Raw genomic sequence first — 26,009 nt, forward strand, 5'->3', positions numbered from 1 at the left:
CCGGCCGATCACCCAAGCTCGCCCGGGGGAGGCGTCTGGCCATATTTGAAGACGGCGACGGGCAGAAGGACGGAAGGCTTCACATCCTTGCCATCGACATAGTCACGGATGCTTTGCACGACGATCTTCGCATAGGTTGCCGGCTGCTGCGCCGCGCAGCCCTTGTACGGACCTTCGAGTTTTGTGTCGGCGGCGCAAAACGCGAACAGGCTCACCTTGTTCGCCTGGCCGAGCGCCTTGATGGCCTGGATGGCCCCCACGGCGCCAGGCCCCGTGTCAGCGAAGATCACATTCATCTCCGGATTGCCCTGGAGCATCTCCATCGCGACCTTGAGGCTCACATCCGGTTGGACGAGTCCATTGACGACGCGCGTCACCTGGGCATTCGGATTTGCGGACAGCGCCTGCTTGAAGCCTCCGTCTCGCTCATTGGTTGGAAGCTGCTGCGGATCACCAACGATACCGGCGACGATCTTGGCATTCGCTCCCAAAGCCGCCAGCGTCGCCTCACCCATCACCCGTCCGCCTTCGACCTGATCCGGACCGACATACTGGACGATGGCACCGCCTTGCGCCTTCAGGTCATGCTCATCCACCGAGACATTGACGGTGAAGACCGGAATGCCGGCCTTGGACAGCGCCGTTGCCATGGCGGCACCTGGGCCGGAATCGACGGCATTGAGCGCGACCGCGCAAACTTTCTGCTGAATGAACGCATCGATCTGCGAAAGTTGCCGAGAATCGCTGTTGTCGGCGATCGACACCGCGATCTTGAAACCAGCCTCCTTGCCATGGTCGAGGAAGCTCTGCCGCATGGCGATATAGTACGGATTTGACGTGTTCGGCAGGGCGACGCCGATGAGCGGTGTCTGATCCTTGCAGCTTGCCGGCATGAGTTTGGCGCCACCCGTCTGCGCCTCGGCCACGCCGATTCCGAGAGCGAGGGTCATCGCGGGCAGGGCCACGGCAAGGCCCGCCCAGGGCCGGATCCGCCGCGTGGATGAAATCGCACTATGTTGCACCATCGAACGCATTCCCTTGTTTTTTTGTTCTTGCTGAGCTGCTGTTGACGGCATTTGCCGCCTCGGATCAATCGCTTCGGCGAAAGCCGTGGTTTCGAAGGAGGGATCGGAGACTCTCGAGCATGGGCGTTCCGGCATTGCGGCGCCGGTACGTATCGAAAATGACGGCAATGAGAACGATCACGCCGATCACCAGAGATTGCCAGTAGCTGCTGACATTGAGAACGTTCATCCCATCGCTGACCACGGCAATGAGCACTGCGCCGATCATTGCGCCCTGCACCCGCCCCACACCACCGAAGAGGCTGACACCGCCGATCACGGCTGCGGCGATGGAGAAGAAGAGTTCGTCGCCCAGTCCGGTCGTCGGAAATCCGACCATAAGACGCGCCGTATCCACGATGCCGCCAAGGCTCGCGCAGAGTCCGCTGATGGCATAGACGACGATCGTCGTCGTCGTCAGATTGACACCGGCGAGATGCGCGGCCTCCCGGTTTCCTCCAACGGCATAGATATGTGTGCCGAGGATGGTCTTGGAGAGCAGCAATCCTGCCAGAATTGCCATGACCGCAAGAATCAGCACTGGCACGGGAACCCCGAGAAACCGGCCTTGCCCGACGAAGGCAAAGCCGCTTTGCGTCACCGAGATTGAATTGGCACCGGTGATGATGAGAGCCATCGAGGATGCCACCCCCATGGTCGAGAACGTCACGATAAAGGACGGCACGCGAAAGACTTGGACGATGAGACCGTTGAGCATGCCCATCAGCGTGCCGCAGAGCAGCGTCACGAAGATGGCCAGGGGCCAGGCCAAGCCGTGGGACATGAGCAGGGAAACCAGGACGCCCATGAAGGCGATGTTGGCGCCTGTCGAAAGATCGATCCCCCCAACGAGAAGCACAAAGGTCTGACCGAGCGCCAAAAGGCCAATGACCGCCCCGTTGAGCAGCAGGACCAGCCCATTCGACAATGTACGCATATTGGGCGACATGGCGCAGAAGAGCGCGAAGACGATGATGAGCATGGCGAGGATGCCCGTCTCGTCGGGCAGTTGCCAGCGATGAGGAACCGCGGTGGCTTTCGTCGCACTGCTCATTGCGTCCTCCCCGTTTTCAATGCGCCAGCCATTTGGCCATCCCCAGTGCCGGTGCCGCCGCTTCGCGATACGCGGCGCGGATCGCCTTGGCGCCCGCCATGTCGCGGGGCACCGCCCCAAGTATCAGCGGTGGTGCCCAGGCACGGGCGAGCTCGGCCGCTGGTTCGCCCGTCAGGGCCGCAGCCGCCTGCACCGCAGCGCCTGCCGCCGCTGCTTCCGTCGCCGGGCTGAGATAGACGGGCTCCCCTGTCAAATCGGCCAGAATTTGCTGGTAGGCGCGGGAGCGCGCGGCGCCCCCTGTTAGGATCAAGCGCCCGTCCATCCGGGCGCCCGCCGCGCGCAACAGGTCTCGGCCATCCAATAGACTGCAAAGGACGCCTTCGATCGCCGCCCGCGCGATCTGTTCCGGGCTCGTATTGCTGCGTAGACCGAGCAGTTGTCCCGTCGCCAAGGGCAGGTTCGGCGTACGCTCCCCATCCAGATAAGGCACGACGACAACCCCGCTGCCCGCCGCCGCCGCAAGAACCATTGCATCGAACTGATCCGTGTCCACGCCCAGAAGGCGCCGAAAGAAATCCGTCACCTTCGCCGCGTTGAGAGTCGTGATCATGGGCATGAAGCGGCCGGTTGCATCGGCATAGCCGTTGATGGCGCCGGACGGATCATGAACGGCCCTTTCGGTCACCGTGTAGACGGTACCGCTCGTGCCCAGTGAGATGACCGTATCTCCTGAGTTGATGCCGAGACCGAGGGCGGCAGTCATATTGTCGCCGCTGCCAGCTCCGAGAACGGCACCCGTGAGCCCGTCCAAGCCTGCCGAGGGGCCGATCTGGCCGGCTTGCCCATTCGAGGCCAGGACCTCCGGCAGAATCTTTTCCCAGTCGAGACCAGGGGCGGCAAGCTCCGCCAACTCATGATCCCAGCAATTGCGGATCGGATCGAAATAGCCGGTGCCCGAGGAACCGCCTCGTTCCGTGACGGCGTGATGTCCCATGCGATAGATCAAGTAATCCGCCGGCAGCATGAGTCGTGCCACCCGATCGAGTGTTCGCGGATGGCATCGCCTGGTCCAGGCCAATTTGGAAATGGTGAGCGCCGGGCCTGGCACGGACCCGGTGCGCGACGCCCAATCCAGCGCAGGCAGCCGCTCCACGAGAGCGGCGGCATCGGGAGCCGATTCCGTGTCGTTCCACAATTTCGCCGGGCGGACTGGTTCGTCATCGGAATCGAGCATGACGAGACCGTGACCCTGCCCACCGACGGAGACTGCCGCAACCGCGGGGAGATGGGAAGACAGTTGGCCGAAGGCCGCCGTCAGCGCACGCCACCAATCACGGGGGTCCTGCTCACTCCTGGGCGGAGTTGTCGGTGGATGGGGGGCGCGCGCCTCCGCGACCAGATGTCCGTCCATGAGGGAACGAATGACGATTGTGCAGGACTGCGTGGACGTATCGATGCCTGCGACAAGATTGCGCCCCACGACCGGCTACTCATCATCCGCAGCGGGGGCCAGACACACGCCATCACGGCCGACCGCGCCTGCGGGATGGGTATAGAGTACCTGATCCCATCCGTAGCCTCGCATGACGCGGGTCACGTCGGTAATGGCATCGAGCAGGGCCGCCGCGGCGAGCGAACTTCCTGTAGCGATGATGGCGCCAAGGTCGGCATCCGCAGGCAGTTTGAGGGGCAGCAGATAGTCGGCGAGGGACGCCAATTCGGAGTCCGCCGTGGCGGTGACGACGATGAGGCAACGCGAGAGCGTGCGGGCGCGTTTGCAGAACTCGTTCAGTTCTGCGGAGCTTCCACCCTTGGAAATGGCAATGACGGTATCTTCCGCTCGGAGTACACCAAGCCCGCCATGCAGCCCGTCGGCCGGCGACAGATAGAAGGCTGGTGTGCCGGCGACGGAAAGCAGATGCGCCGCCCGCATGGCGACCGCGCCCGACGTTCCACTGCCGGTGACCAAAACCTTCCCGGACCCGTCTGCAAGTTCCCGACAGACCTGGACGAAGGCCGGCCCCAGGGCGGTCTCCGCCGCTGTGACAGCCGAGCCATTCGCCTGAATAACCCTCCGGGCGATGGCCAAAGCGCTTGAATATTCAAGTGACGTCTTCATGGCGACGCTCGGGTTTCTTTTTTTGAAGCCTATGTCGCCGACACCCGCAGAGTCAATTGAGCATCACGCGCTCATTTGAGCGAATCCTTCAAAAGATGGCGCGCGACGGTTGCATCCGTGATCAGCGTCGACAGCCAGCCGCCCTTCAGAACCGCATGGATCGCGGCGGCTTTCTCGCGGCCTCCGGCCACGCCGATCACCATGGGCACTTTACGGATTTGACCGGCACTCAAGCCGACGACATTCGCTGCGAGTGGGGTCGTGACGGCCTTTCCGCTTGGGTCGATCAAGACGGAACACAGATCCGCACAGGTGCCGGACGCCTCGGCCTGTTCCTGCCATTGCGCCGGCAGGGTGCTGAACAGTGTCGAGTTGGTAGGGTGCCAGGCGCCGATACCGGAGACCAGGACGTCGATCTCAGCAAAGCGTGCCATCGCGCGGGCGACACTGGGCTCGTTGTGGAGGCGTTTTAGGAGATCCTGATCCTCGAGCCACATCGGCAAATAGAGAGGATAGGCCGTTCCGTGACTCAAGGCCGCCAAACGGTGAACGAGATCGACAGAACTCTGGGCATATTCGGCACCCGCCATGCTACCGATCGCCTGCACGACGTCGATCTTGGGAAGCTTGGTCAGTGCCCGTGCGCAGGCGGCAAGCGTTCGGCCCCAGGCAACCGCCAGGGTTTGCCCATCCGTCAGAATTTCTTCGAGAAGCGAAGCCGCGGCGCGGCCCAGAGCGTCCGTCACGCCCTGGGGCGCGTCGTCCAGGCCCCGCACCACCACGGCATGGCGCAGGCCATAGTGGGCACTCAAACGCTCCGCGAGCGGCACGTCGTATTCGTCGAGGTCCTCGATGACGAACCGCACGGTCCCGGTCTCGATGGACTCGTCGATCAGGCGCGCAACCTTGAAACGCGAGATTCCGAGGCTTTCCGCAATCTCCGACTTGGTCTGCCGACCGACGAAGTAACGTTGTGCGACAGTCGTCATAAGAAGCTTCACGCTAGGCCGCCTAGCCATGCGAACCGATCTCCTGGGAGAGGGACTCATCCAATGAGCGCAAAGCGCTCGTCTGAGCGATCCGTGTCAAGAGACTGTCGGCAAGGCAAGTGCCTTCCTGAGGCAGGCGCGGAAGCCGCGGTGGGGCGGTTCGGAGGCCTCAGGCGGGGCGGCGGCCTGGTGAGAGCCAGGCCCGCTATTCAGACTTGGTTGGCTCTCGTCCCATCAAAGAATGCCGTAGCGCTCGAACACCTCACGCAGTGACGTGCCGGAGCGGAGCGCCGCGAGCGTATCCTTTTCCCCACGCAGCTTCTCGGCTGCCAGACGCAGCACCTCCTCCTCCGCCGCCTGGGGCACCACGACCAGCCCGTCGGCGTCACCGAAAATGAGGTCGCCGCTTTCAACCATCACGCCCGCACATTCCACCGGCACGTCGATTGCCATCACGCGGGCGCGGCCCTTGCTGTCGAGCGGCGCGATGCCACCATGGAATACCGGAAAACCCATTTCACGAATGGCCTTGATGTCGCGAACGCAACCATCCATGACCGCGCCCGCCGCTCCGCGCACCTGCGCGGCGGTCGAGAGAAGCTCCCCCCACGGAGCGACGCGGGCAGGATTGCTGCAGGCAAACACCGGCACCTCGTCCGGCATCAGGCTGTCAATCAGCGCGATCTCCAGATCATAGGGATTAACTCCGTCCTCGACGTGATAGACCTCCATATAGGCGCCCGTCCGCGCACGGCCGACTAGGATCTGGCTCTCGTCGAGCGGACGGATACGGGACGGCATGGCCTGCCTGCGCAGCCCCACTTGGTCGAGACAGTCAGACAGCAGGGCAGAGAACAGGCTTTCACGCAGTTCCGCCATACGCGGGGTCACGGTCATGGAATCATCTCCTGGCTATTTTGCTCGGTGGCGGCCGAGACGGGGTGAGTCTTTTGGCGCCCGCTGCCTGCGCTTCCGTCACGTCACGCTCCGATGCGTTGACAAGGGTGAGCATTGCGGCCGCGGCCGCGGCACTGTCGCCGGACGCGATCGCATCCAAGACAGTCTCATGGAATGGCAGAGATTGCTGTTGCCCCTGCGGCGCATCCAGGGATAGGCGCAATGTGATGTCAAGGGCGACAGTCACCGCCTGACCCAAAGCGCGGAACAGGGAATTACCGACGCTGGCCAGGATGATGCGGTGAAAACAGGCGTCGGGCTCGAGAAAGCGCGCGCTGTCCTCGCCGGCCGCCGTCATCTCGGCCAAGGCCGCAGCAAGGTCGTCCAGCTGCGCCGGGGTAATCCGGCTGGCCGCGAGAGCCGCTGCCGCAGGCTCGATCACCCTGCGCAATTCAAAGAGTTCGGTCACGAAGCTGCTGCGTTCACCGCTTTGCGAACGCCACTGCAGAATATCGGGATCAAGCAGGTTCCATTCGGAGTCGTCACGTACGCGTCCCCCAGCGCGGGAGCGGATGTCGATGAGGTTCTTGCTGACCAGCACGCGCAGCGCCTCTCGCAACACGCTGCGGCTGACCTGCAGTCGCTCGCACCACTCCGTTTCGTTGGGCAGTTGGGAGCCGGGCGGGAACCGACGGGCGACGATGTCCTGTCCGATCGTGTCGACAACCTGATCGACCAGCGATCGCCCGCGACGGCGGATGACGCTCGTCATGCCGGTGTCCTCCGGTAGAGCAGCATGAGTGGCGCGGTGACGATGGCGATCACGAGCAGAAGCACGATCCCGACCGTCGCGCCCATGCCGAAATCGGTTTGATTGAATGCCAGGCGATAAATGTAGAATTCCATGGTGGTCGTACTAAAGCCCGGGCCACCGCCTGTCATCACGAAAATCAGGCTGAACAGCGCGGTGAAGGCCGCTATCAGTGTGATGACCGTTGTGAAGACGAGGAAGCGGGTCATCAACGGGAGAACGATCTGGCGAACAGTCGCAAGAAGGCCGGCGCCGTCGATTGTCGCCGCTTCGAAGATCGCGGCGTCGATGCCGGACAGGCCGATCAGGAAGATGAGCGTATTCTGGCCGACCTGAGACCAGATGAAGGTAAGAGCGATCGGGATGATCGCGGTATGCACGCTGCCCAGCGGATCAATGCGGAAGCGATGCATGCCGAGCGTATCGAGCATCTGGTTGATGAGACCGTCCGACGAATAGACGCGCAACCAGACGATGCCGATGACAACCCAGGACAGAGTTGCCGGCAGAAAGATAAGCGCGCGCACCCAGCGCCAGCCCGGTGGCTCCATCGCAATGATGATCGCGATGCAAAAGGGAATAAAGACGGCAAAGGGAACGGAAAGAAGAAGAAGCAGATTGTTGAAGAAGACACTGCCGAAATCGGGACTATGCAGGAGATGGAGATAGTTGCCGATCCCGTTCCAGCTGGCCGACAATCCGTCCCACTGCATCAGGCTGTAATAAGCTGTCTCACAGATCGGCAGAATCAGGAACAGGCCCCAGACGAGAAGCAACGGCGCTACGAAGGCGAGGCCGGCTCGTTGGCGGTGTCGATGAAAGCCGCGAATGCGCGGGGGCGGCACACTCGCGGACGTCGCAATAGGTCTGCCGCTCATCGTCGCGCCCGCCCCCGCCCCTATGCCACTGGCCCTCCGCTCAGTGCTTCTGATCGGCCGGCAGATTGTTCCAGGCATCCTGCATCTTCTGCAGCGCCGCCTGAACGGTCATCTGCTGGGCAAAAGCGGCGGTGAGCACGCGCTGGCCGACATCCACCAAAGGCGGCTGGATGACGTTATCAATCATCGGCACCGCGGTGAAACCGTCCTTCTCCGTCAGCGCGAAAAGATCGGCGTAGAGAGGATTGCTGGCTGCATAACCCTCGCGCGCCGGCACCAATCCGCTTTGCGCTAAAATCTTCTGCGCATCTCCACTCATCAGGAAGGTGAGGAACGCGATCGCATCCTTCTTGTTCTGGGACGATTTGAGGAGGGAGAGCCCATCGCCGGGCAACTCCACGACCGTCTTCGTCGGCGTATTGGAAAAGGGCAGCGGAAAGACGCCAAGGCTGCTGCCCATCTTGTCGTAGAGCTGTTGCAGGTTCCAATTGCCATCGACAATCATTGCGGCCTTTCCGGCCGCGAATTTCGTCAAGATGTCCGATGTTGTCAGAACATCGGGGTTGGTACATCCGTTCTTGTGCAAATCGGCCCATTTCTGCAGCTGGTCCGCGATGGGCTGCGAGGTCCAGGGAATTTTGCCGTCGGCAAGGCCGCTCCACTGGTCCGCGGGATAGGCGCCGGCCATCAGGTAGCTGAGATCATAGAAGGGATAGAATTCTGAACTCAGCGCCTGGCTGTCGCTGCCATACAGCATCGGGTCGACGCCCATGGCGCGCAATTTCTGGCAGGCGTCCGTCAATTCCGACCAACTGCGCGGCGGCGCGTCGAAACCCACCTTCTTCAACAGATCCTTGTTGTAAAAGCCGATATAGAACTGATCCTCAAGCGGCAGAACATAGAGCGCCTTGGCCGTGTCATAGTCTTGGGACGCCCAGCGCAGCCCCTTCATCTGATCGAGCGTGTTCGCCGGCAGCAGCGGCCGCAGATTGGCAAGGAGATGGGCGTATTTCAGGTCCCACACGCCCGTCCACATGACTGCGATATCGGGTGCCGAATGGGAGATGGAGGCAGCCGTCAGCAGTGCGAAATAGTTGTCGGCCGGCTGGCTGACGACCTTTACCTGAACATCCGGATCGGCCTTTTCGAAGGCCGCGACAACGGCGCTCAAAGCGGTCGCGTTCACTTCCGTCCCGTAATTGTGCCAGATCGTGATGGTTCCGGCGTCAGCGGGGGCAGTCGCGCCCGCCAACGCGCCAAGCGCGAGGCCGCCGAAAACAAGGCCCGATAGTCGCGCCCGGAAACTCCGGCGTGATCCACATGGGGCATTCTGATGTCGTGACATGAATTCTCCCTCCAAAAAGTGGTTTCAGGCACGCCCGCCAGGGCATTCGGTCCGGCGCCGAAATCGCCCTTGGAAAAATCATATGATATGTTTTAATCTGTGACGGCCGCTGTCAATCAAAATCAGCGCGGACGGTTTGCAATTTGCCCGAGGAGTGCGCGATGGAAGCCCGAGATGCGTCCTATCCCAGCCTGAAAGGCCGGCCTGTCTTCATCACTGGCGGGGCCTCCGGCATCGGCGAAAGCATTGTCGAACATTTCGCTGGCCAAGAAGCGCGGGTCACCTTCCTGGATCTCCAGCGTGACGCTGGAGAAGCGGTGGCCGACCGGATCGCCGCCCGCGGGCTCGACCGCCCGCTTTTCATTTCCTGTGATCTCAAGGATTTGGAAGCCTTGAAGGCGGCGGTCGTGCGGTCCTCTGCCACCCAAGGCGCGCCCCTCGTGCTGATCAATAACGCCGGCAATGACGATCGCCACAAGATCGAGGATGTCACGCCGGAATACTGGCAGAACCGGATGGAGACGAATCTGCGCCATCAGTTCTTCGCGGCCCAGGCCGTGCGCCCGGCCATGAAGGCGGCAGGCGGCGGTTCCATCATCTGCTTCAGCTCGATCAGCTGGTTCGCGGGGGAGGCGAACTACATCGCCTATGTCACGGCGAAAGCCGCAATCAGCGGAATGACGAAGGGCTTGGCCCGCGAACTGGGGCCGGAACGCATCCGCGTCAATGCCGTCGTCCCCGGCTGGGTAATGACGCAGCGGCAGATCGAGCTTTGGCTCGACGCTGACGGCGAGCGGCAGATCAAGGAACGGCAATGCCTGCCGGACAAGCTCATGCCCGCCGATCTGGCGCGCATGGTGCTGTGGTTGGCGGCCGATGATAGCCGCATGTGTACTGCACAGCATTTCGTGGTCGATGCGGGCTGGATCTAAGGCGATGGCGATTGCGGATATCACGGCATGAGAACCTTCCTCGGTCCCCGCGGTCGTGTGGTCGCAAGCGGTATCCTCGGCCTCGTACTGATCGTGATGCTGTTCCCCTTCTACACGATCGGCCGTGGATCGATGGAATTCGCCGGGCATGTTTCCTGGCGCAATTGGCGAGTCCTGTTTGAGCATCTTCCGGTTTTGCGTCAGCTGATTAATTCGAGCATCGTGACCGTCGGGTCCGTTGCCTGCATCCTCATCATCAGCTCGCTTGCGGCCTTTGCTTTGACAAAGCTCAAAGTCCCGCGCGGGGGCGCGCTGCTGGGTCTGATCGGCGCCAGCATGATGATCCCGATGCAGTCGATGATCCTGACGGAGTTCATCAACTTTGCGGCCCTCGGCGTATCAGACAACTTCCTGTCTGTGATCGCGACCTATGCCGCGCTCGGCATTCCCTTCGGCACCTTTCTCATGACGTCCTTCATGCGCGATCTTCCCGATGAACTTGTCGAAGCGGCGCAGATCGACGGCATGCCCTATTGGCGAATTTTCGCGAATGTTATTCTGCCGCTCAGCGCACCGGCTCTGCTGGCCGTTGGCGTTCTGCAATTCATCCAGATTTGGGATGACCTTCTGGTCGCACTGATCTTTTTGCAGGAGCCCGCGGTGCGGACCATCACCGTCGGTCTCGCCGTGCTGCAATCAGGCCGCGTTCTCGACATTCCGGTCCTGCTCGCTGGCTCGCTGTTGAGCGCCCTGCCGGCGATGCTTGCCTATCTCCTGTTCCAGCGCGCGCTGATCGGCGGTCTGACGCTGGGAATCGGCAAGTGACTCGCCCTTCTCTGCCCATTTCCTTCGGAGACCATCCATGACGGCCAAGCGCCTGCGTTCCCAAGCCTGGTTCGGTGGCGATGGCAAGAACGCCATCATGTATCGCAGCTGGATGAAAAATCAGGGCATGGCGCCCGATGCCTTCGATGGTCGCCCGGTCATCGGTATCTGCAACACCTGGTCCGAACTCACCCCTTGCAATGCCCATCTGCGCGATCTGGCGGAACGGGTGAAGCGCGGCGTTTATGAGGCTGGCGGCTTTCCCGTCGAGTTTCCGGTCATGTCGCTCGGCGAATCGAACCTGCGCCCGACGGCGATGCTTTATCGCAACCTCGCGTCGATGGACGTGGAGGAATCCATTCGCGGCAATCCGATCGACGGCGTCGTTCTCCTCGTTGGGTGTGACAAAACAACACCGTCGCTGCTTATGGGGGCGGCCTCCTGCGACTTGCCGACGATCGTTCTGTCCGGCGGCCCGATGCTGAACGGCCGCGTGCGCGGGAAGCCGGTGGGCTCGGGCACCGCCGTCTGGCGTTACAGCGAAGACGTAAAAGCCGGGCACATGACGCTCAAGGATTTCATGGATGCGGAAGCCGGCATGGCGCGCTCCGCCGGCAGCTGCATGACCATGGGCACGGCCTCGACCATGGCCAGCATGGTCGAGGCGCTTGGCGTCGCCCTGCCCGAGAATGCCGCCTTGCCGGCCGTGGACGCCCGCCGCGGGGTATTGGCGCAGCTTACCGGCCGGCGGATCGTGGAGATGGTGCGGGAGGACCAGAAGCTTTCCTCCATCCTCATCCCGGCCGCCTTCCGTAACGCCATTCGTGTGAATGGTGCCATCGGTGGGTCGACCAATGCCGTGCTTCATCTGATCGCGATCGCCGGCCGCATCGGTGTACAGCTCGGTCTGGATGACTGGGATAGGCTCGGCCGAGACATTCCGACGATTGTCGATCTTCAGCCCTCAGGCCGCTTTCTGATGGAAGAATTCTGCTACGCGGGCGGCCTGCCGGTAGTCATGAAGGCTTTGGCCGAAGCCGGCAAGCTTGAAGGCGACGCACCCAGCGTCACGGGCCGTTCAATCTGGGAGAATGTGCAGGCGGCCGAGAATTTCGACCCAGAGGTCATCCGCACCTTTGCGAACTCGCTGACGCCGGAAGGTGGCATCGCCGTGCTGCGTGGGAATCTGGCGCCGGATGGCGCCGTCATCAAGCCCTCGGCTGCCACACCCGCTCTCATGCAGCATCGCGGCCGGGCTGTCGTCTTCGATACCATCGTCGACTATCACCGCCGCATCAATGATCCTGATCTCAACATTGATGAGACCTCCGTGATGGTGCTGCGCAACTGCGGACCGCGCGGCTACCCGGGCATGGCGGAGGTCGGCAATATGGGACTGCCGCCGAAAATCCTCGCCCGCGGCATCACAGACATGGTGCGCATTTCCGATGCGCGTATGTCCGGCACCGCCTATGGCACGGTCGTGCTGCACGTCGCCCCCGAAGCCGCGGCAGGTGGGCCGCTCGCCTTGGTGCGGGAGGGGGATATGATCGCGCTGGATGTCGCGGCGCGTTCTCTGGTGCTGGAGGTGCCGGAAGCGGAGCTTGCCCGACGGAAAGGGGCGTGGCAGCCGCTCACGCCCCCACCGTCCGGCTATCAGAGCCTCTACATTCAGCATGTGCTGCAGGCCGATCGCGGTGCAGACTTCGACTTTCTCGTTGGTTGCCGTGGCGCCGATGTGCCCGCCCATTCGCACTGAAACCCTGTCCATCTGCTTAGGTTGCAGGGTCGATAGCCCAATGCGGCTCAAACCTGCGCCAAACCGCCATCGATCGGAAGGTCGATGCCGGTGACGTAGCTCGATTCGTCAGATGCCAGGAAATAGGCGCCGGACGCGAGTTCCTCCGGAAGGCCGAGCCTCGCCAAAGGCGTCATGGACGCGAACACTTTCTTCGCCGCGTCCGATGCTTCGTCGCTGTTGAACTGGCCACGAATGATCGGCGTTTCCGTCGCACCGGGGCTCAGCGTATTGACGCGAATGCCCTTATCCTTGAGTTCCTGGGCCCAGACACGCGCAAGGGCGCGAACGCCGGCTTTCGCTGCGGTATAAATGCCGTGAGCGGGGATCCCTTTCACATTGACGATGGAAGAAACCAGGATGATCGAGCCGCCGCGGGTCATCAGCGGCAGGGCCTTCTGAACGGTGAACACGACGCCTTTCACGTTGATGTCCATCGTCTTGTCGTAATGGGCCTCGGATAGATCGAAGATTTTGGCATGCTCGACAAAGCCGGCGTTCGCGACGACGATATCAACGACACCCTTCTCGGTCTTGACTGTCGCGTAGAGCCGATCGAGGTCGTCCAGACTCGCGACGTCGCCCTGAACCGTCGTCACGCCGCGTCCGATTTCGGCCTTTGCGCTCTCGAGTTCGGATTGACGACGGCCAGTGATGAAGACGTGGGCACCTTCTTTCACGAAGCGTTTGGCAGTCGCCAGACCGATGCCGCTCGATCCGCCCGTGATCACGGCAATCTTTCCTTCAAGATTAGGCATAACGCGCTCCTTGGTGCCGCCATCGCGCAGCGGCTTGGGGTGATGAGCAGCCCCTCAATCCTGGGTCACGGCTCGTGACGTGAGGTATCGCTATTCTTATTTTCGGGCGTCAGATCGGTCGAGGCGATAATATTTATTCCACAAGGGAATAACGGATCGGTCGCAGATCCAGTGATCGTCCTGCTGCGCCACCCTTCCTCTGTCAGTCGGAGCGGGATTGGGACCTCCTAGAAGCCTCCCCGATTGGGGTTCGCCCGCCTAAAACCGGGGGTCTTCAAAGCCTCGGCGGGACTAGGCGAAGGTAGAACTGCCTCCACAATTGATGCTGATGTCGAAGCCAGGACCGCCGCTCCTGATTTGAAGGGAGAAGCCATGAAGCCGCACGATCGCCGCGACGAGGCTGAGGCCAATGCCGTGGCCGGGAATCGCGGAATGCTCCGCTCCCCGATGGAACCGGCGGAAAACAGCGTCCCGATTGTGCTGGGCGATGCCAGGTCCGGTATCGACCACTCTGACAGAGGTCGCGATATCTCCGACATGCGTCAAGGAACAGCGAACCTCGCCTCCGACAGGCGTGAATTTTATGGCATTGTCGACAAGATTGCAGATGGCTTCCATCAACAGGTCATGGTCACCGACGACATAGGCCGCGGGTCCTGCATCAACATGAAGGGCGATGCGCCGCATTTCGGCGCTTGGCGCATAAAGGTCGGCCGCGTCCTGCACCAACTCGGTGACATTGACCTGACCGAAATTCGCGCCACGCTTCCCCTCGTCGATTTCCCGAATGCGTAAGATGCTGGAAACAATCGAGAGCGCGTGGTCGATATCCCGAAGCGCTCGCTCTCCAATCTGATGAAACTCTCGCGGCGTTTTCGCATCCTGATAGCCACGTTCCAATCGCGCGCGAAGCCGTGTCAAAGGCGTGCGTAGTTCGTGAGCGATGTCGTCCCCAAGCGCGCGCAGATCATCCACCGCCTCTTCCAGCCTGTCGAGCATGGTGTTGACCGAAGACGACAAGCGGTCAAACGGATCGAAGGAGGACCGCACGGGCAGGCGACGCTGGAGCCGCCCCTCCATGACGTCATCGACTGCTGCCTGCACTTTGCGGAAGTGGCCTTGGGCGCGCCAGCTCAGGAAAATGCCCAGCACCACGGCCACCAGGATCGCGGGGACGGTTACCAGTATCAGCGCACGTTCAATCAGACCGTGGATATATCGCAGCTCATCCATGTCATAAGCGAAGACAACATGCCCCCCACTCGGGGTCGGGCAGGCGATAGCCCGATTTTGATCCGGAATGGCGCTGGGCGGCTGAGTGCGGATCAGACCGACAACCATAGGGCGGGATTGCGCTGTCAGCGCCGCCGGTAGTGTCGCGATATTCCCCGCCACTACCCTGCCCTGGGCATCAAACACGCCAGCCAGTTTTGTTCTATGGACATCGGATTCGACCATATGGTCAACCGCAAAGGCCAAGGCTCGTGGCTTAAGATTCTCAAATGTCATGCAGTCCGAGACGAGACCGCTGTCCACCTCACCCAAGGATGTTCGAACAGTCCACCAATAAAACAGACCGGAGAGAACCGATGATTGTAGGAGCAACACAAGAGCGATGGCGACGCTCCACCGGACACTGGTGGTCCGCAACGCCTCACCGATATTCATCAAGCCGATATCCCTGTCCGCGGACGTTCCTGATAAGCGGAACCTCGTTCACTGCGTCGACCTTCCTGCGGAGCTTGCTCATATGCACATCGACGACGTTCGAGCGGGGCTCAAACCGGTAACCCCAGACATCCTGCAAAAGCATCGATCTCGTGATGATCCGACCCGGTCGTTTGACGAAATACTCCAGCAGGTCCAGTTCCCGCGACTGCAGATCAAGGCCTCGGCCCGCGCGGGTGGCGCTGCGTGCAAGCAGATCAATCTCGATAGGTCCAAATCTGAGAATCGTCTCCCTCGTCTCCACCGGGCGGCGAAGCACGGCGTCAAGCCGTGCGACCAGTTCGACAAGCGCGAAGGGCTTTGGAAGATAGTCGTCACCGCCTGCGCGAAGTCCTCGGACCCGATCGTCAAGGCGACCAAGCGCACTCACCACGAGAGCGGGCGTGCGGATGCCTTCCTCTCGTATGGCCTTGATCACATCAAGACCTTCAAGGCCTGGGAGAAGACGGTCAACGATCAGAACATCGAAGGCGCCGCGCGCCATGGCCAGTCCTGTGATGCCGCTATCGACGCAGACCACCGAATGACCGCAACGCTCCAATTCAAGCGTTACTTCCTCCGCTGTCTCCTGATCGTCCTCTATCAGAAGGACCCTCGCCAACGCACATATCCTATGTCGGTCGTTCTCAATCCAGCGGGTAGCTACCGCCCTTGATGAGGGACTGCCCTATAGTCTTTTTGCAACCCTCGTCCACGTGATAATCATGAAGTGGTTTTCATAAATGATGAAATGCGCGTTATAAGTCTGAACGTCCGTTCATAATGAATCGCGTTTCATAAACTGCAGAATTCTTTAAAATAAAGGGCGCTGTAATTGTCGGAAGGTCGTCTAGTTTCCTGCCGGTAATTTACAGGAGCCTTCCATGCGACTTGCGAAATCTCTTTTGGCGGAATTCATCGGCACGTTTGCCCTGATATTCATCGGTGCCGGCGCAGTGACCGTTCTTCCAGCACATTCGATTGCGGCGATAGCCTTGGCTCATGGCCTCGTTATCACGATCTTTGCCTATGCCTATGGAAAGGACAGCGGATCCTTCATCAACCCGGCGATGACCATCTCGGCCGTGGTCGCCGGCGAGCATCCTGTCCTGGATGCAATCCCCGTCATCATCGTGCAGTTCATCGGCGGCATCCTGGGCGCGGAGGCACTGCTGGCCATTTACGGTCACGGCGCCCCAAACCAACTCGGCCAGACGCTCATCAATCTGCACCAGACCACGCTTATGGGCGGCTTCCTGCTTGAAGCTATCGGATCGTTCTTCCTCGCCAACACCATCCTCAACGCGGGTATCCGCGGCGCAGGCGGCAACCTGGCTCCGCTGGCGATCGGCATGACCTTGACGGTGTGCATCTTTGCCTTCGGCCCCGTCACCGGCGGAAGCCTCAACCCGGCCCGCACGCTCGGCCCGGCAGTGGCGAACGGCAACTACAGCGAAGTCGATCTCTACTTCGCCGCACAGATCCTCGGCGGCGTCGTGGCAGGGCTGCTCTACCGCTTCGTGTGGAAGAAATCCCTGAGCCCGGTTGCCCTCGGCCGGCCGGTCGCTCAGTCGTCGTAAAGAGATCACGGACCTCAAGAGCGAAGCAAACTCGGACCCTGGAGCGACTGTGTTCCGCTTTCACGAGGCAGGTCGGCGACACCCGCTTCGTGAGTCCGAGGGAGGGTTGGCCGCGTCGAGATGGGACGGCGCGCGTGCCCGCTCTCGGCGGTATCGGGGTGTTAAGGGGTCCCTGGGACGCGCACCGGGGGTCCCAATCCCGCGCCCGTTGAGCTTCCTGCCAGGGCCCGCGCCGCCCGCTATTGCGCGAGGAAGCCGCCATCCACGGCCAGCGTATGACCCGTGGTCATAGACGAGGCGGGCGATGCGAGAAAGGCGATGGCATGGGCAACCTCTTCGGGCTCCGCGAGGCGACCGAGCGGCGTCACCTCCCGGATACGGCGCATGAGATCGGCATTCTCCTCGAGCTGGCCGATGAAGGCGGTCCGGGTCCAGGTCGGTGCCACGGCATTGACGCGAATGCCGTGACCCGCCCATTCCACCGCAAGAGCGCGGGTCATGTTGACGATGGCGCCCTTGGTCGTCTGGTAGGAAATGTTTGGATAAAGGCCGCCGCCGGACAGCCCCATGATCGAGGCCGTGTTGACGATGGCCCCGCCTGCCCCGCCCCGCATCATGAGCGCGGCGGCCGCCCGCGCGCAGAGGAAAGCTCCGGTCATGTTGACCGCGACCACAGCGTCCCAATCGTCGAGCGTGAGCTCCAGTGATGGCCGACGGATGGCGCGCCCGGCATTGTTGATGAGAATGTCGAGCCGTCCCTCCCCATCCTCCACGGTCTTGAAGCCGTGCCTCACGCTCGCCTCGGAGGACACATCGAGCGCCAGTCCCCGTGCGCGTACGTCACCCAGCGTCGCGGCCTCCCGCGCGGCGGCCTCACCGTCCAAATCCGCGAGAACGACGCGGCATCCCAGTTCCGCGAGCACAGCGCATGTGGCAAGGCCGATCCCCTGTGCCGCTCCTGTTACAAGCGCGACCTTACCCTCCATCCGCAGAGCGCTGAGCATCGTCATCGGCAGCGTCTCCACCCTCCGATCATTGCGCGAGATAGCCGCCATCCACCGGCAGAACCGCCCCTGTGATGAAGGACGCTTCATCAGACGCGAGAAACAGGATAGCCCGGGCCACCTCTTCCGGCTCTCCAACGCGGCCGATCGGATGGCGGGACGTCACGCCCGCGATATACTCGGCCGACATCTTGTAGAGACCGGCGGTGCCGATCGTGCCCGGCGCCACGGCATTCACCCGCACGCCCTTGGCCGCAAGTTCAACGCCGAGATGCTTGGTGATGCCGGAGGCCACGAATTTCGCCGGGCCATACACCGCCTGCGACGCCTGACCCGCCTCTCCGGAGATCGAGGATAGGCAGACGATGGCACCACCGCCGGTCTTGAGCATTTCCTGCGCCGCGTATTTGCACGTCAGGAACATGCCGCGGCCGTCGATCGCCATGACATGATCGAAGTCCTCGGCCGTTGCCGTCTCCAGATCGCGCTCGGGGATGATGCCGGCATTGGCGACAGCGACATCGATGCGACCGTAGCTGGAGACCGTCTCCAGCACCATCGCCTCGGAATCCGCAGTTTTCGAGACATCGCCCACGACCGCCTTCACCTCGCAACCCGCAGCCGCGATCACGCGGCGCAAGTCTTCGAGACCATCGGCGTTGATATCATTGATGACGAGGCGGGCGCCCTCGCCCGCGAAAACCAGGGCCGTTGCCCGTCCAATGCCGCTGGACGCACCGGTGATCAGCACCGCCTTGCCCTTCATCCGGCCCAGGCCCGTGGGGACTGTTTCCATGCTCATCTCCTGTTCCGCTCCTTCTTCGATTGTCAGGACTTCCGGCGCTTCTGATTGAGGCTGTCGATCAGGACCGCGCCGAAGATCACAGCCCCCTGGATGAACTGCACCCAGAAGGGCTGCACGTTCTTCAGCGTCAGGCCGTTGTTGATGAGGCCGATGATGAGGACGCCGAGCAGCGTACCCAGCATGCTGCCTTTGCCGCCGAAGAGCGATGCGCCTCCAATCACCACGGCCGCGATCGCGTTCAGTTCAAGGCCCACCGCCGCGATCGGCTGGGCGCTATCCAGTCGACCGGCAAGAACCACGCCCCCGAGCCCCGCGAGTGCGCCCGAGATCACGTAGACGATTGCCAGGGTACGATTGACCGGAATGCCGGCCAGCCGCGCCGCATCCCTGTTGCCGCCAACCGCATAAACCTCCGCCCCGAACACTGTGCGGGAAAGGACGAGACCGGCGACCAGAAAGACCAGCAGCGTAATCAGCGCCGCGACAGGAAAGGGGCCGAGATTCCCGCCGCCGATATTGTCGAAGGCATCGGGGAACGAGAAAATGGTATTGCCGTTGGTGACGATGAAGGCGAGTCCCCGCGCCATCGCGAGTACCGCCAGGCTGACAATGAAGGGGCTCATGTTGAGGAAGGTCACGGCGAAGGCGATGAAGCCGCCGGACAGCGCGCCGATGCCAATCCCGACGATCACCGCAAGCGGAACCGGCATATGGGCATTGAGCGCTAGCCCGGCCATGACGCCGGTGAAGGCCACCACAGACCCTACGGAGAGATCGATTCCTCCTGTCACGATCACAAAGGTCTCGCCCACCGCCACGATACCGATCAGCGAGCTCGCAAGCAGGATCGAGAGCAGGTTGGCAGAGGTGAGAAAGGCGGGCGTCGTGATACCGAGGTAGAGAGAGATCAGTACGAAGCCCACGATGATCGTCAATTCGTTCACCGCCCGGGTGATCGATGCGATCCCGAAGCCGCGGCGCTGAGGTGTGGAGGTTTGAGCGGATGACATCGCAAGCCTTCTGATCTGAAATTTTCTGGTCAGCCAAGCGCCGCAAGCTGCATGATCCGCTCCTGGCTGAACTCACGGCGCGGGACGGCACCCGCAAGCCGCCCGCCCCGCATCACCAGGATCCGGTCACAGATGCCAAGCAGCTCGATCATATCGGACGACACCACAAGAATCGCGCCGCCCTGCTCGGCGAGCTGGTTGATAAGACGATAGACTTCCACCTTGGCACCGACATCGATGCCCCGGGTCGGCTCGTCGAGCAGGAAGATGCGTGGCTTGGTGGTCAATGCCCGGCCAAGCACGACCTTCTGTTGATTGCCGCCGGAGAGGGATTGAACGCGCTGCCGGATACTGGGGGTCCGAATGCGCAACTCCCCCACCGTCTGCTGGGCGAGCCGATCTATCCGCCGCGGCGCCAGGATGCTTCCGAACCAGGAAAGTCTCCCCAAGGTGGATAGCGCGACGTTGCCGCGCACCGGGAAGGGCAGGATCAGCCCTTCCCCCTTTCGGTCTTCCGGCACGAAGGCAAGGCCCGCACGGATTGCATCACGCGGATTGTGGATCCGCGCGTCGGTCGAACCGATCCGCACCCGTCCGGCGGAGCGCGAGAGCGCACCGTAGATCGTCTTGAGGACTTCCGTTCGCCCCGCGCCCATCAGCCCGCCGAGCCCCACCACCTCGCCGGCGCGAACCGAAAAGGATACATCCTCGAAGCTGTCTCCGGAGCCGAGCCCCTCGACCTCCAAAAGAACGTCCCCCAAAGCGGCGTGCCGTTCAGGAAACAGCGCCTCGATCGGCCGATTGACCATCGCCTGGATCAGCCCGTCCTCCGTCCAGTCGCCCACGGGCCGCGTTTCAACCACCGTTCCATCCCGCAATACGGTCACCCGGTCACAGATCTCGAAGACTTCCTCGAGATGGTGGCTGATGAAAACGATACCGACACCGGATGCCCGCAAAGTCCGCATGGTGGCGAAGAGGATACGCTGCTCGGTTGTCGTCAGGGTCGCGGTCGGTTCGTCCAGCACGATCACCCGCGCCTCGCGCGACAAGGCGCGTGCGATCTCCACCAACTGCTGTTGAGCGATGCCGAGATCCCGCACGCGCCGCTGCGGCGGCACTGTGAGCCCGACCTGTGCCAGAAGCTTCTTTGCATCGCGGTTCAACTCGGCACGCCTGACACGACCGAAGGCGCCACGGGGGAGATTGCCCAGGTAGATATTCTCGGCGACCGAGCGGTCCGGCACCAGGCTGAGTTCCTGATGGATGACGATGATGCCGGCGTCGAGCGAATCACGGGGGCTGTGCGGTGCGAAGGTTTCGCCCGCCATCCGCAGCACCCCGCTATCGGCCGGAAAGACACCTGCCAGGATCTTCATCAGAGTCGATTTTCCGGCGCCGTTCTCTCCGACAATGCCAAGCACCTCCCCCTTGTCGAGAGAGATGCTGACATCGGAGAGCGCCTTAACCCCCGGAAATCCCTTGGAAATGCCCTGCATCTCCAACAGATGCGCCATGGCGAGCGGCTCCCCTGCAATCGTTATTGGCTGACCTCATCTCCCCAAAGGCCGTAGGCCTTGGCTTCGGGGCTGTCGATATTCGCCTTGGTCAGCAGCATGTGCGGCCAGTATTGATGGGCCGGCACCAGATCCTTCTTCCCGTGCAGGTAATCTTCGACATAAGCGACCGATTGCTCCGCCATCGTCAGCGGATTTTGGGAGAGCGTGGCATCCATCTGACCCTTGCGGATCGCGCTCAGGCCCTGCTCGGTTCCGTCGATACCGATGATGATGATGTGCTTCGGATTGCCGATCGGATAGAATCGATTGGCCTGGCGGATCGCGCGCATCGCGCCTACGGCATTGTCATCATTGCCGTTGAAGATGGCATCGATGTCTTTATGGGCAGCCAGCAACTGCGTTGTGATGTTGAAGCCCTTGTTGGCGTCAAAGTCCGCCGCTTGCCGGGCGATCAGCTTCAGGTCTGGATTGTCTTTCTGAAGCGCTGCGAATTCGTCGGAAAAGCCCTTCTCTCGCTCGTCGCCTGCGGTGGTGCCAAGCAGGCCTTCGAGATCGATGACATTGCCCTTGATCGAGCCGTAGCGCTTCTTGAGCTGATCGGCGATGAAATCCGCACCTTCCTTGCCCAACTCCACGTTATTCGTTTCAAGGAAGTTCACTTGGCAACTGCCGCAGGCGGCACCGCGATCGAGGGTGAAAACGGGAATTCCCTTCTTATTCGCTTCCTTCACGATAGGAACGATGGAATTCGCATTGATCGGATTAAGAATCAGCGCCGCGACATGCTGGTTGATAAGGTCGGTGACCTGGTTCGTCTGGGTATTCGCATCACCATTGGCGCTTGTGTTGATGAGCTTGAGATCGGGATGAGCGGCGATGCCCTTCTTCACGCCCTGGGTCATGCCCTGGAAAAAGGGATTTGCGAGCGTCGCGACACTCAGGCCGACAACGTAGTCCGCGGCTTTGGCTTGCCCGGCCGCCATTGCCATGCACGACGCCGCCATTGCCGCGATCGCCAGCTTATTCATTTTTCGCACGAGATTTCCTCCATTCTTGTTTTTGTTGCGGGCGCTTGCCGGACCGTGCCCGGACCTAGCACACCCGGAACTGCCTTATCTCCAGGCAGCTCCGGTCGTGTTCAAATACAGCGCGTAAATTGACGTGCTGGCCGCCATGAAAAGCCGGTGCCCCTTCTTGCCGCCGAAGCATAGATTGGCACAGGTTTCCGGCAAATGGATCTTGCCGATGAGATCACCGTCCGGGGCATAGCAGCGCACCCCATCCTCTCCAGGATCGGCCCATCCCATGCTGCACCAGACGTTACCTTCTGCGTCGACACGCATCCCATCCGTGAAACCCGGCTCGAAATCTTCTGCAAATACCTGACCGTTGCTTAGCCGCCCGCCATCAACATCGAAAACACGGATATGGGCCGGGCCGCCATGGGTTATTCCGCTGTCCACCACATAGAGTTTGGATTCGTCGGGCGAGAAGGCCAGCCCGTTCGGGCGCACGAAGTCGTCCGCCACGATTCGCGCTTCACCCTGCTTCGGATCGAAGCGATAGACACGGCGCGGCAACTCGGCCTCTGCACTATGTCCCTCATAAGGGCCGTCGATGCCATAGCCTGGATCCGTGAACCAGATCGCCCCGTCCGAAGCGACGACGATGTCGTTCGGTCCATTGAGCCGCTTTCCCAGGTAGGAGTCCATCACAACAGTGATGCTGCCGTCGATTTCCGTTCGCGTGACCCGGCGTGAATCATGCTCACATGTCAGAAGGCGGCCCTCGCGATCCGACGTATTGCCATTTGCGAAATTGCTTGGGCTGCGGAAGACGCTGACATGGCCATCCTCCTCGAGCCAGCGCAGCATGCGGTTGTTGGGGATATCGCTCCACAGAAGATAGCCGCCGGCCGGAAAATAGACCGGCCCCTCGGCCCAGCGAAAGCCGGTGGCCAGCCGTTCGATACCGGCATTTCCCTGCCGCGCGGTGAAGCGCGGGTCGAGCGCCTCGATGCGCGGATCGGGATAGCGGGTACCGCCGAGAGGTCCGAGAGGCAACTGTACATAGTCACCAAAGGAACCGGATGACGGAGCGTTGGAATGTGCCATCTCTTACCGAGCTCCTGTCACGGTTGGCATCCGTCCGGTCTCTCGCATGAAGGCCGCGACGATGGAGGGAAAATCGGGATCGGCGGTGAAACCAAGGCCCCGCGCCTGCGTAGCATCGAAGTTTCCGGGCCAGGAATTGACGATAGCCTCGATCGCCGGATCGCGGTCCACCGTGACCTTTTCGGCAGCCGTCGCTCCGCCGACCTGCCGCAAAGCCTGCAGCATTTCCGAGACAGTGACCGAAAGCCCCGGCATATTGATGACACGATCCCGGCCGAGCGCTTCCGCCGGAAGCTCGTGCCCGTGAAGGAGATTGCGAACCGCCTGGTCCGGCGACATGAGCCAGAGCAGCGTGGCAAGATCAACCGGGCAGCGCGCCTCGATACCGGCAAGCGGCTCGCGAATAATCCCGCTCGCGAAACTCGAAGCGGCCGCATTGGGCTTTCCCGGCCTTACCACGATCGTCGGCATTCGCAGGCTGCGCCCGTCCAGGTAGCCGCGCCGGGAATAGTCTGCGAGCAGGAGATCGTTGATCGCCTTTTGCGTGCCGTAGGAGCTTTGCGGCCTCCACACCAGGTCATCCGGCACCGTTGCCGGCATCTGCCCGCCAAATACCGCCACCGAACTCGTCATCACAAGCTTCGCTCCGGGCGTTGCGTTGCGCATCCGCTCCATGATCGCCCGTGTGGCATCGAGATTGATCCGCATGCCGAGATCGAAGTCCCGCTCCGCCTCACCGGAAACAATTGCAGCCAAGTGGAAGACACTATCGGTGTCGCTGTCGATCAGATCGGCGATCGCCGCTGCCTCTGCAATGTCACCAATCTTCGGCAGCACGCGCGGATCGACGCAATGCTGCGGCGCTATCCGGTCAAAGGCAACAATCTGCGTGATGGCAGACAACACCCCATCTGCCGTCGTCATCTCGCCGCGGTCGAGCAGGGCTGCGATCAGTCTCTGCCCCAGGAAGCCGGCGGCACCGGTAACGACAATCTTCATCCTCGTTTCTCTCCGTCCCGATCTGCGCCGGGTAAAAGCTGTATGACAGGTTTGCTCGCTTCCTGCGCAGACGCAAGTCATTTTTTAGAGGGGGGTCAGGCAGGCGCAGATTGTCCCGGAGGGGCGTAAAATATATATGGCGCCGCTTGGCGTGCTGGATAAGACTTGATGCGCCGGATGAGGATCGACCCACCCATGCAGCCTGGCAGCCGAACGGATCAGCTGACCGAGGCGCTCCGCGCGCGGATCAGACGGGGCATCTTTCCTGTGGGATCCAAGCTGCCATCGGAGCAGGCGATAGCCCTAAAGTTCCAGGTCAGCCGCACCGTGGTGCGGGAAGCCGTGACGCGGCTGAAGGCGGACGGCCTTGTCGAAACGCGCAAGGGCACCGCGGCGCGGGTGCGCGCCCCTGCCCCTGTGCCGGACATCGGGTTTTTCATCCCCCGCTCAATCGACGGTTTGCTTGGCTTCCTGGAAGTTCGGCGGCCGATTGAAGCCGAGATGGCGGCGCTCGCCGCCGAACGGCGAACGGAGGAACAATGCGCCGAGATTGAAGCGGCTCTTCGCGCGATCGGCGAGGCACAGGCCGCATCCGCTACCGGGGTTGACGAGGATCTCGCTTTTCACATGGCGATCGGTCGGGCAACATCCAATGCCTATTGGAGCCAGTTCGTTCGGCTTTTCGCCGAGCCCATGCGCTCCGCTATTCGCCTGACCCGCGCCAACGAAGCCAGGCGCCAGGATTTTGCAGCGGAAGTAGCGGCGGAGCATCTCAGTATCTACCGTGCGATTGCCGCTCAAGATCCTGAAGCGGCCCATGCAGCGGCTCATCGTCACGTCGAAAACGCGGCAACCCGCGTGCTTATGGCCGACCGGGAATTCTGGCAACATGAAGGACTCACCCTCGCGGAAGGCTGGGCTTCCCAGAACAAGAGCTAGCAGGCGCCCAAATACAGCTAGCCGACATGTTCGGCCTTGCCGCGGCAAAATCTTCAGGACGCCGTGGCTTTCAGCAAAACCATGCTTTGGAAGCATATCACTGGATTTACAAAGTCTTTCTCAACTGCACCGTCTTCACCTAGATCTCTCGATGACGGGGATGCCATCCCACGCGGCACCCAGGAGAGATCAGTTCCTGCTGGGTGATCGATCAAAATAGACTCAATCGCCTTGATGGAGGAGATCGTCATGCAGACCCCTGTCGTTCTGATCACCGGCGCTTTGACCGGCATCGGCAAGGCCACCGCCGTTGCTTATGCAAAGACCGCCCACCGCCTGGTCGTCTCCGGCCGCCGGCCGGATGCCGGCGAGGCATTGGCGGCGGAACTTCGCGCGCTTGGAGCCGAAGCCGAGTTCGTCAGCGCCGACGTCCGCGCCGAAGAGGACATCCGACGGATGGTGCATCGCGTGTTGCAGCGCTTCGGCCGGCTTGATATCGCCGTCAACAACGCCGGCACGGAAGGCTCGCCTGCCCCGGTGACGGAGCAGACGCCGGAAAGCTATGCCGAGACCTTCGAAACCAATGTCCTCGGCACGCTGCTCAGCATGAAGCATGAGCTTCGCGCCATGCAGGCACAGGGCTCCGGCAGCATCGTCAATATCTCCTCCACCATGGGGGAGCGCGGGGCGCCGGCCATGTCGGTCTATGCGGGCAGCAAGCATGCGGTGGAGGGCATGACGAAATCGGCCGCGCTTGAAGCCGCGGCATTTGGGGTCCGCGTCAATGCCGTTGCACCCGGACCGACCGAAACCGCTATGCTGGACCGGCTGACGGGCTCGGCCGAGAAGAAGGCAGCCTTC

Annotated in this window: 25 protein-coding genes; 6 read left to right on the forward strand and 19 right to left on the reverse strand. The window is 61.8% G+C overall.

What is annotated here, in order from left to right:
* Positions 1 to 8 precede the first annotated feature (8 nt).
* The 9 genes from VL752_RS12560 to VL752_RS12600 all read right to left on the reverse strand — a co-directional run bounded on the left by VL752_RS12560 (position 9) and on the right by VL752_RS12600 (position 9,157).
* On the reverse strand, positions 9 to 1,025 hold the full coding sequence (locus tag VL752_RS12560; protein ID WP_325355701.1) for a substrate-binding domain-containing protein: 1,017 nt from the start codon (positions 1,023 to 1,025) through the stop codon (positions 9 to 11).
* A gap of 64 nt (positions 1,026 to 1,089) precedes the next feature.
* Entirely contained in the window at positions 1,090 to 2,118 is a 1,029-nt protein-coding gene (locus VL752_RS12565; RefSeq protein WP_325355703.1) for an ABC transporter permease, read from the reverse strand.
* 16 nt (positions 2,119 to 2,134) lie between these two features.
* Positions 2,135 to 3,598: a xylulokinase gene (gene xylB / locus VL752_RS12570; protein WP_325355706.1), complete on the reverse strand. Its 1,464-nt coding sequence runs from the start codon at positions 3,596 to 3,598 to the stop codon at positions 2,135 to 2,137.
* A 6-nt stretch (positions 3,599 to 3,604) separates the two neighbouring features.
* Positions 3,605 to 4,237 (reverse strand): SIS domain-containing protein, encoded by a 633-nt coding sequence (locus VL752_RS12575; protein ID WP_325355708.1) that lies wholly within the window; start codon positions 4,235 to 4,237, stop codon positions 3,605 to 3,607.
* Positions 4,238 to 4,308: 71 nt separating this feature from the next.
* The gene (locus VL752_RS12580) at positions 4,309 to 5,256 is read right to left on the reverse strand and encodes a sugar-binding transcriptional regulator (protein ID WP_325355710.1); all 948 of its coding nucleotides are present in this window, start codon (positions 5,254 to 5,256) and stop codon (positions 4,309 to 4,311) included.
* A 204-nt stretch (positions 5,257 to 5,460) separates the two neighbouring features.
* Positions 5,461 to 6,123, reverse strand: a complete 663-nt coding sequence (locus tag VL752_RS12585) for an RraA family protein (protein WP_325355712.1) — start codon at positions 6,121 to 6,123, stop codon at positions 5,461 to 5,463.
* Positions 6,124 to 6,127: 4 nt separating this feature from the next.
* The gene (locus tag VL752_RS12590; protein ID WP_325355714.1) at positions 6,128 to 6,895 is read right to left on the reverse strand and encodes a FadR/GntR family transcriptional regulator; all 768 of its coding nucleotides are present in this window, start codon (positions 6,893 to 6,895) and stop codon (positions 6,128 to 6,130) included.
* Entirely contained in the window at positions 6,892 to 7,812 is a 921-nt protein-coding gene (locus VL752_RS12595; protein ID WP_325355716.1) for a carbohydrate ABC transporter permease, read from the reverse strand. Before VL752_RS12595 ends, VL752_RS12590 begins: the two co-directional genes overlap by 4 nt.
* A gap of 40 nt (positions 7,813 to 7,852) precedes the next feature.
* Positions 7,853 to 9,157 carry an ABC transporter substrate-binding protein gene (locus VL752_RS12600; RefSeq protein ID WP_325355718.1) on the reverse strand — a complete coding sequence of 435 codons (1,305 nt, stop codon included), beginning with the start codon at positions 9,155 to 9,157 and terminating at the stop codon, positions 7,853 to 7,855.
* A gap of 161 nt (positions 9,158 to 9,318) precedes the next feature.
* On the opposite strand from VL752_RS12600, the gene VL752_RS12605 reads away from it, so the two are divergent.
* The 3 genes from VL752_RS12605 to VL752_RS12615 are packed head-to-tail and all read left to right on the forward strand — an operon-like array spanning position 9,319 to position 12,673.
* Entirely contained in the window at positions 9,319 to 10,089 is a 771-nt protein-coding gene (locus tag VL752_RS12605; protein WP_325355720.1) for an SDR family NAD(P)-dependent oxidoreductase, read from the forward strand.
* A 27-nt stretch (positions 10,090 to 10,116) separates the two neighbouring features.
* Entirely contained in the window at positions 10,117 to 10,914 is a 798-nt protein-coding gene (locus VL752_RS12610) for a carbohydrate ABC transporter permease (RefSeq protein WP_325355722.1), read from the forward strand.
* 37 nt (positions 10,915 to 10,951) lie between these two features.
* The gene (locus VL752_RS12615; RefSeq protein ID WP_325355724.1) at positions 10,952 to 12,673 is read left to right on the forward strand and encodes an IlvD/Edd family dehydratase; all 1,722 of its coding nucleotides are present in this window, start codon (positions 10,952 to 10,954) and stop codon (positions 12,671 to 12,673) included.
* 47 nt (positions 12,674 to 12,720) lie between these two features.
* On the opposite strand, the gene VL752_RS12620 is transcribed toward VL752_RS12615, so the two are convergent.
* The 3 genes from VL752_RS12620 to VL752_RS12630 all read right to left on the reverse strand — a co-directional run bounded on the left by VL752_RS12620 (position 12,721) and on the right by VL752_RS12630 (position 15,799).
* On the reverse strand, positions 12,721 to 13,470 hold the full coding sequence (locus VL752_RS12620; RefSeq protein ID WP_325355726.1) for an SDR family NAD(P)-dependent oxidoreductase: 750 nt from the start codon (positions 13,468 to 13,470) through the stop codon (positions 12,721 to 12,723).
* Positions 13,471 to 13,761: 291 nt separating this feature from the next.
* Positions 13,762 to 15,138, reverse strand: a complete 1,377-nt coding sequence (locus VL752_RS12625; RefSeq protein WP_325355728.1) for a sensor histidine kinase — start codon at positions 15,136 to 15,138, stop codon at positions 13,762 to 13,764.
* Complete coding sequence (locus tag VL752_RS12630; protein ID WP_325355730.1) at positions 15,125 to 15,799, reverse strand: response regulator transcription factor; 675 nt, start codon at positions 15,797 to 15,799, stop codon at positions 15,125 to 15,127. Before VL752_RS12630 ends, VL752_RS12625 begins: the two co-directional genes overlap by 14 nt.
* A gap of 262 nt (positions 15,800 to 16,061) precedes the next feature.
* Here VL752_RS12630 and VL752_RS12635 point away from each other — a divergent pair, with 262 nt between their 5' ends.
* On the forward strand, positions 16,062 to 16,757 hold the full coding sequence (locus tag VL752_RS12635; RefSeq protein WP_325355732.1) for an MIP/aquaporin family protein: 696 nt from the start codon (positions 16,062 to 16,064) through the stop codon (positions 16,755 to 16,757).
* Positions 16,758 to 16,996: 239 nt separating this feature from the next.
* On the opposite strand, the gene VL752_RS12640 is transcribed toward VL752_RS12635, so the two are convergent.
* From VL752_RS12640 to denD, 7 genes are all read right to left on the reverse strand, one after another.
* Positions 16,997 to 17,767: an SDR family NAD(P)-dependent oxidoreductase gene (locus tag VL752_RS12640; protein WP_325355735.1), complete on the reverse strand. Its 771-nt coding sequence runs from the start codon at positions 17,765 to 17,767 to the stop codon at positions 16,997 to 16,999.
* Between the two features lie 22 nt (positions 17,768 to 17,789).
* A complete protein-coding gene (locus tag VL752_RS12645; RefSeq protein ID WP_325355737.1) occupies positions 17,790 to 18,557 on the reverse strand; it encodes an SDR family NAD(P)-dependent oxidoreductase in 768 nt (255 codons plus the stop codon).
* A gap of 32 nt (positions 18,558 to 18,589) precedes the next feature.
* Positions 18,590 to 19,576, reverse strand: coding sequence for an ABC transporter permease (locus VL752_RS12650; protein ID WP_325355739.1), 987 nt, complete (start codon positions 19,574 to 19,576; stop codon positions 18,590 to 18,592).
* Positions 19,577 to 19,605: 29 nt separating this feature from the next.
* Positions 19,606 to 21,093 carry a sugar ABC transporter ATP-binding protein gene (locus VL752_RS12655; RefSeq protein WP_325355741.1) on the reverse strand — a complete coding sequence of 496 codons (1,488 nt, stop codon included), beginning with the start codon at positions 21,091 to 21,093 and terminating at the stop codon, positions 19,606 to 19,608.
* 23 nt (positions 21,094 to 21,116) lie between these two features.
* On the reverse strand, positions 21,117 to 22,124 hold the full coding sequence (locus tag VL752_RS12660) for a sugar ABC transporter substrate-binding protein (RefSeq protein WP_325355753.1): 1,008 nt from the start codon (positions 22,122 to 22,124) through the stop codon (positions 21,117 to 21,119).
* Between the two features lie 84 nt (positions 22,125 to 22,208).
* Positions 22,209 to 23,210 carry an SMP-30/gluconolactonase/LRE family protein gene (locus tag VL752_RS12665; RefSeq protein WP_325355743.1) on the reverse strand — a complete coding sequence of 334 codons (1,002 nt, stop codon included), beginning with the start codon at positions 23,208 to 23,210 and terminating at the stop codon, positions 22,209 to 22,211.
* A 3-nt stretch (positions 23,211 to 23,213) separates the two neighbouring features.
* On the reverse strand, positions 23,214 to 24,209 hold the full coding sequence (gene denD, locus VL752_RS12670; RefSeq protein ID WP_325355745.1) for a D-erythronate dehydrogenase: 996 nt from the start codon (positions 24,207 to 24,209) through the stop codon (positions 23,214 to 23,216).
* Between the two features lie 168 nt (positions 24,210 to 24,377).
* Between denD and VL752_RS12675 the strand changes: the two genes are divergently transcribed.
* Both VL752_RS12675 and VL752_RS12680 read left to right on the forward strand, forming a co-directional pair.
* Positions 24,378 to 25,148: a FadR/GntR family transcriptional regulator gene (locus tag VL752_RS12675; protein ID WP_325355747.1), complete on the forward strand. Its 771-nt coding sequence runs from the start codon at positions 24,378 to 24,380 to the stop codon at positions 25,146 to 25,148.
* 249 nt (positions 25,149 to 25,397) lie between these two features.
* Positions 25,398 to 26,009: SDR family NAD(P)-dependent oxidoreductase (locus VL752_RS12680; RefSeq protein ID WP_325355749.1), on the forward strand; the 612-nt coding region annotated here is incomplete at its 3' end.

The organism is Acidisoma sp. (assembly GCF_035492295.1).
Taxonomy (GTDB): Bacteria; Pseudomonadota; Alphaproteobacteria; order Acetobacterales; family Acetobacteraceae; genus Acidisoma.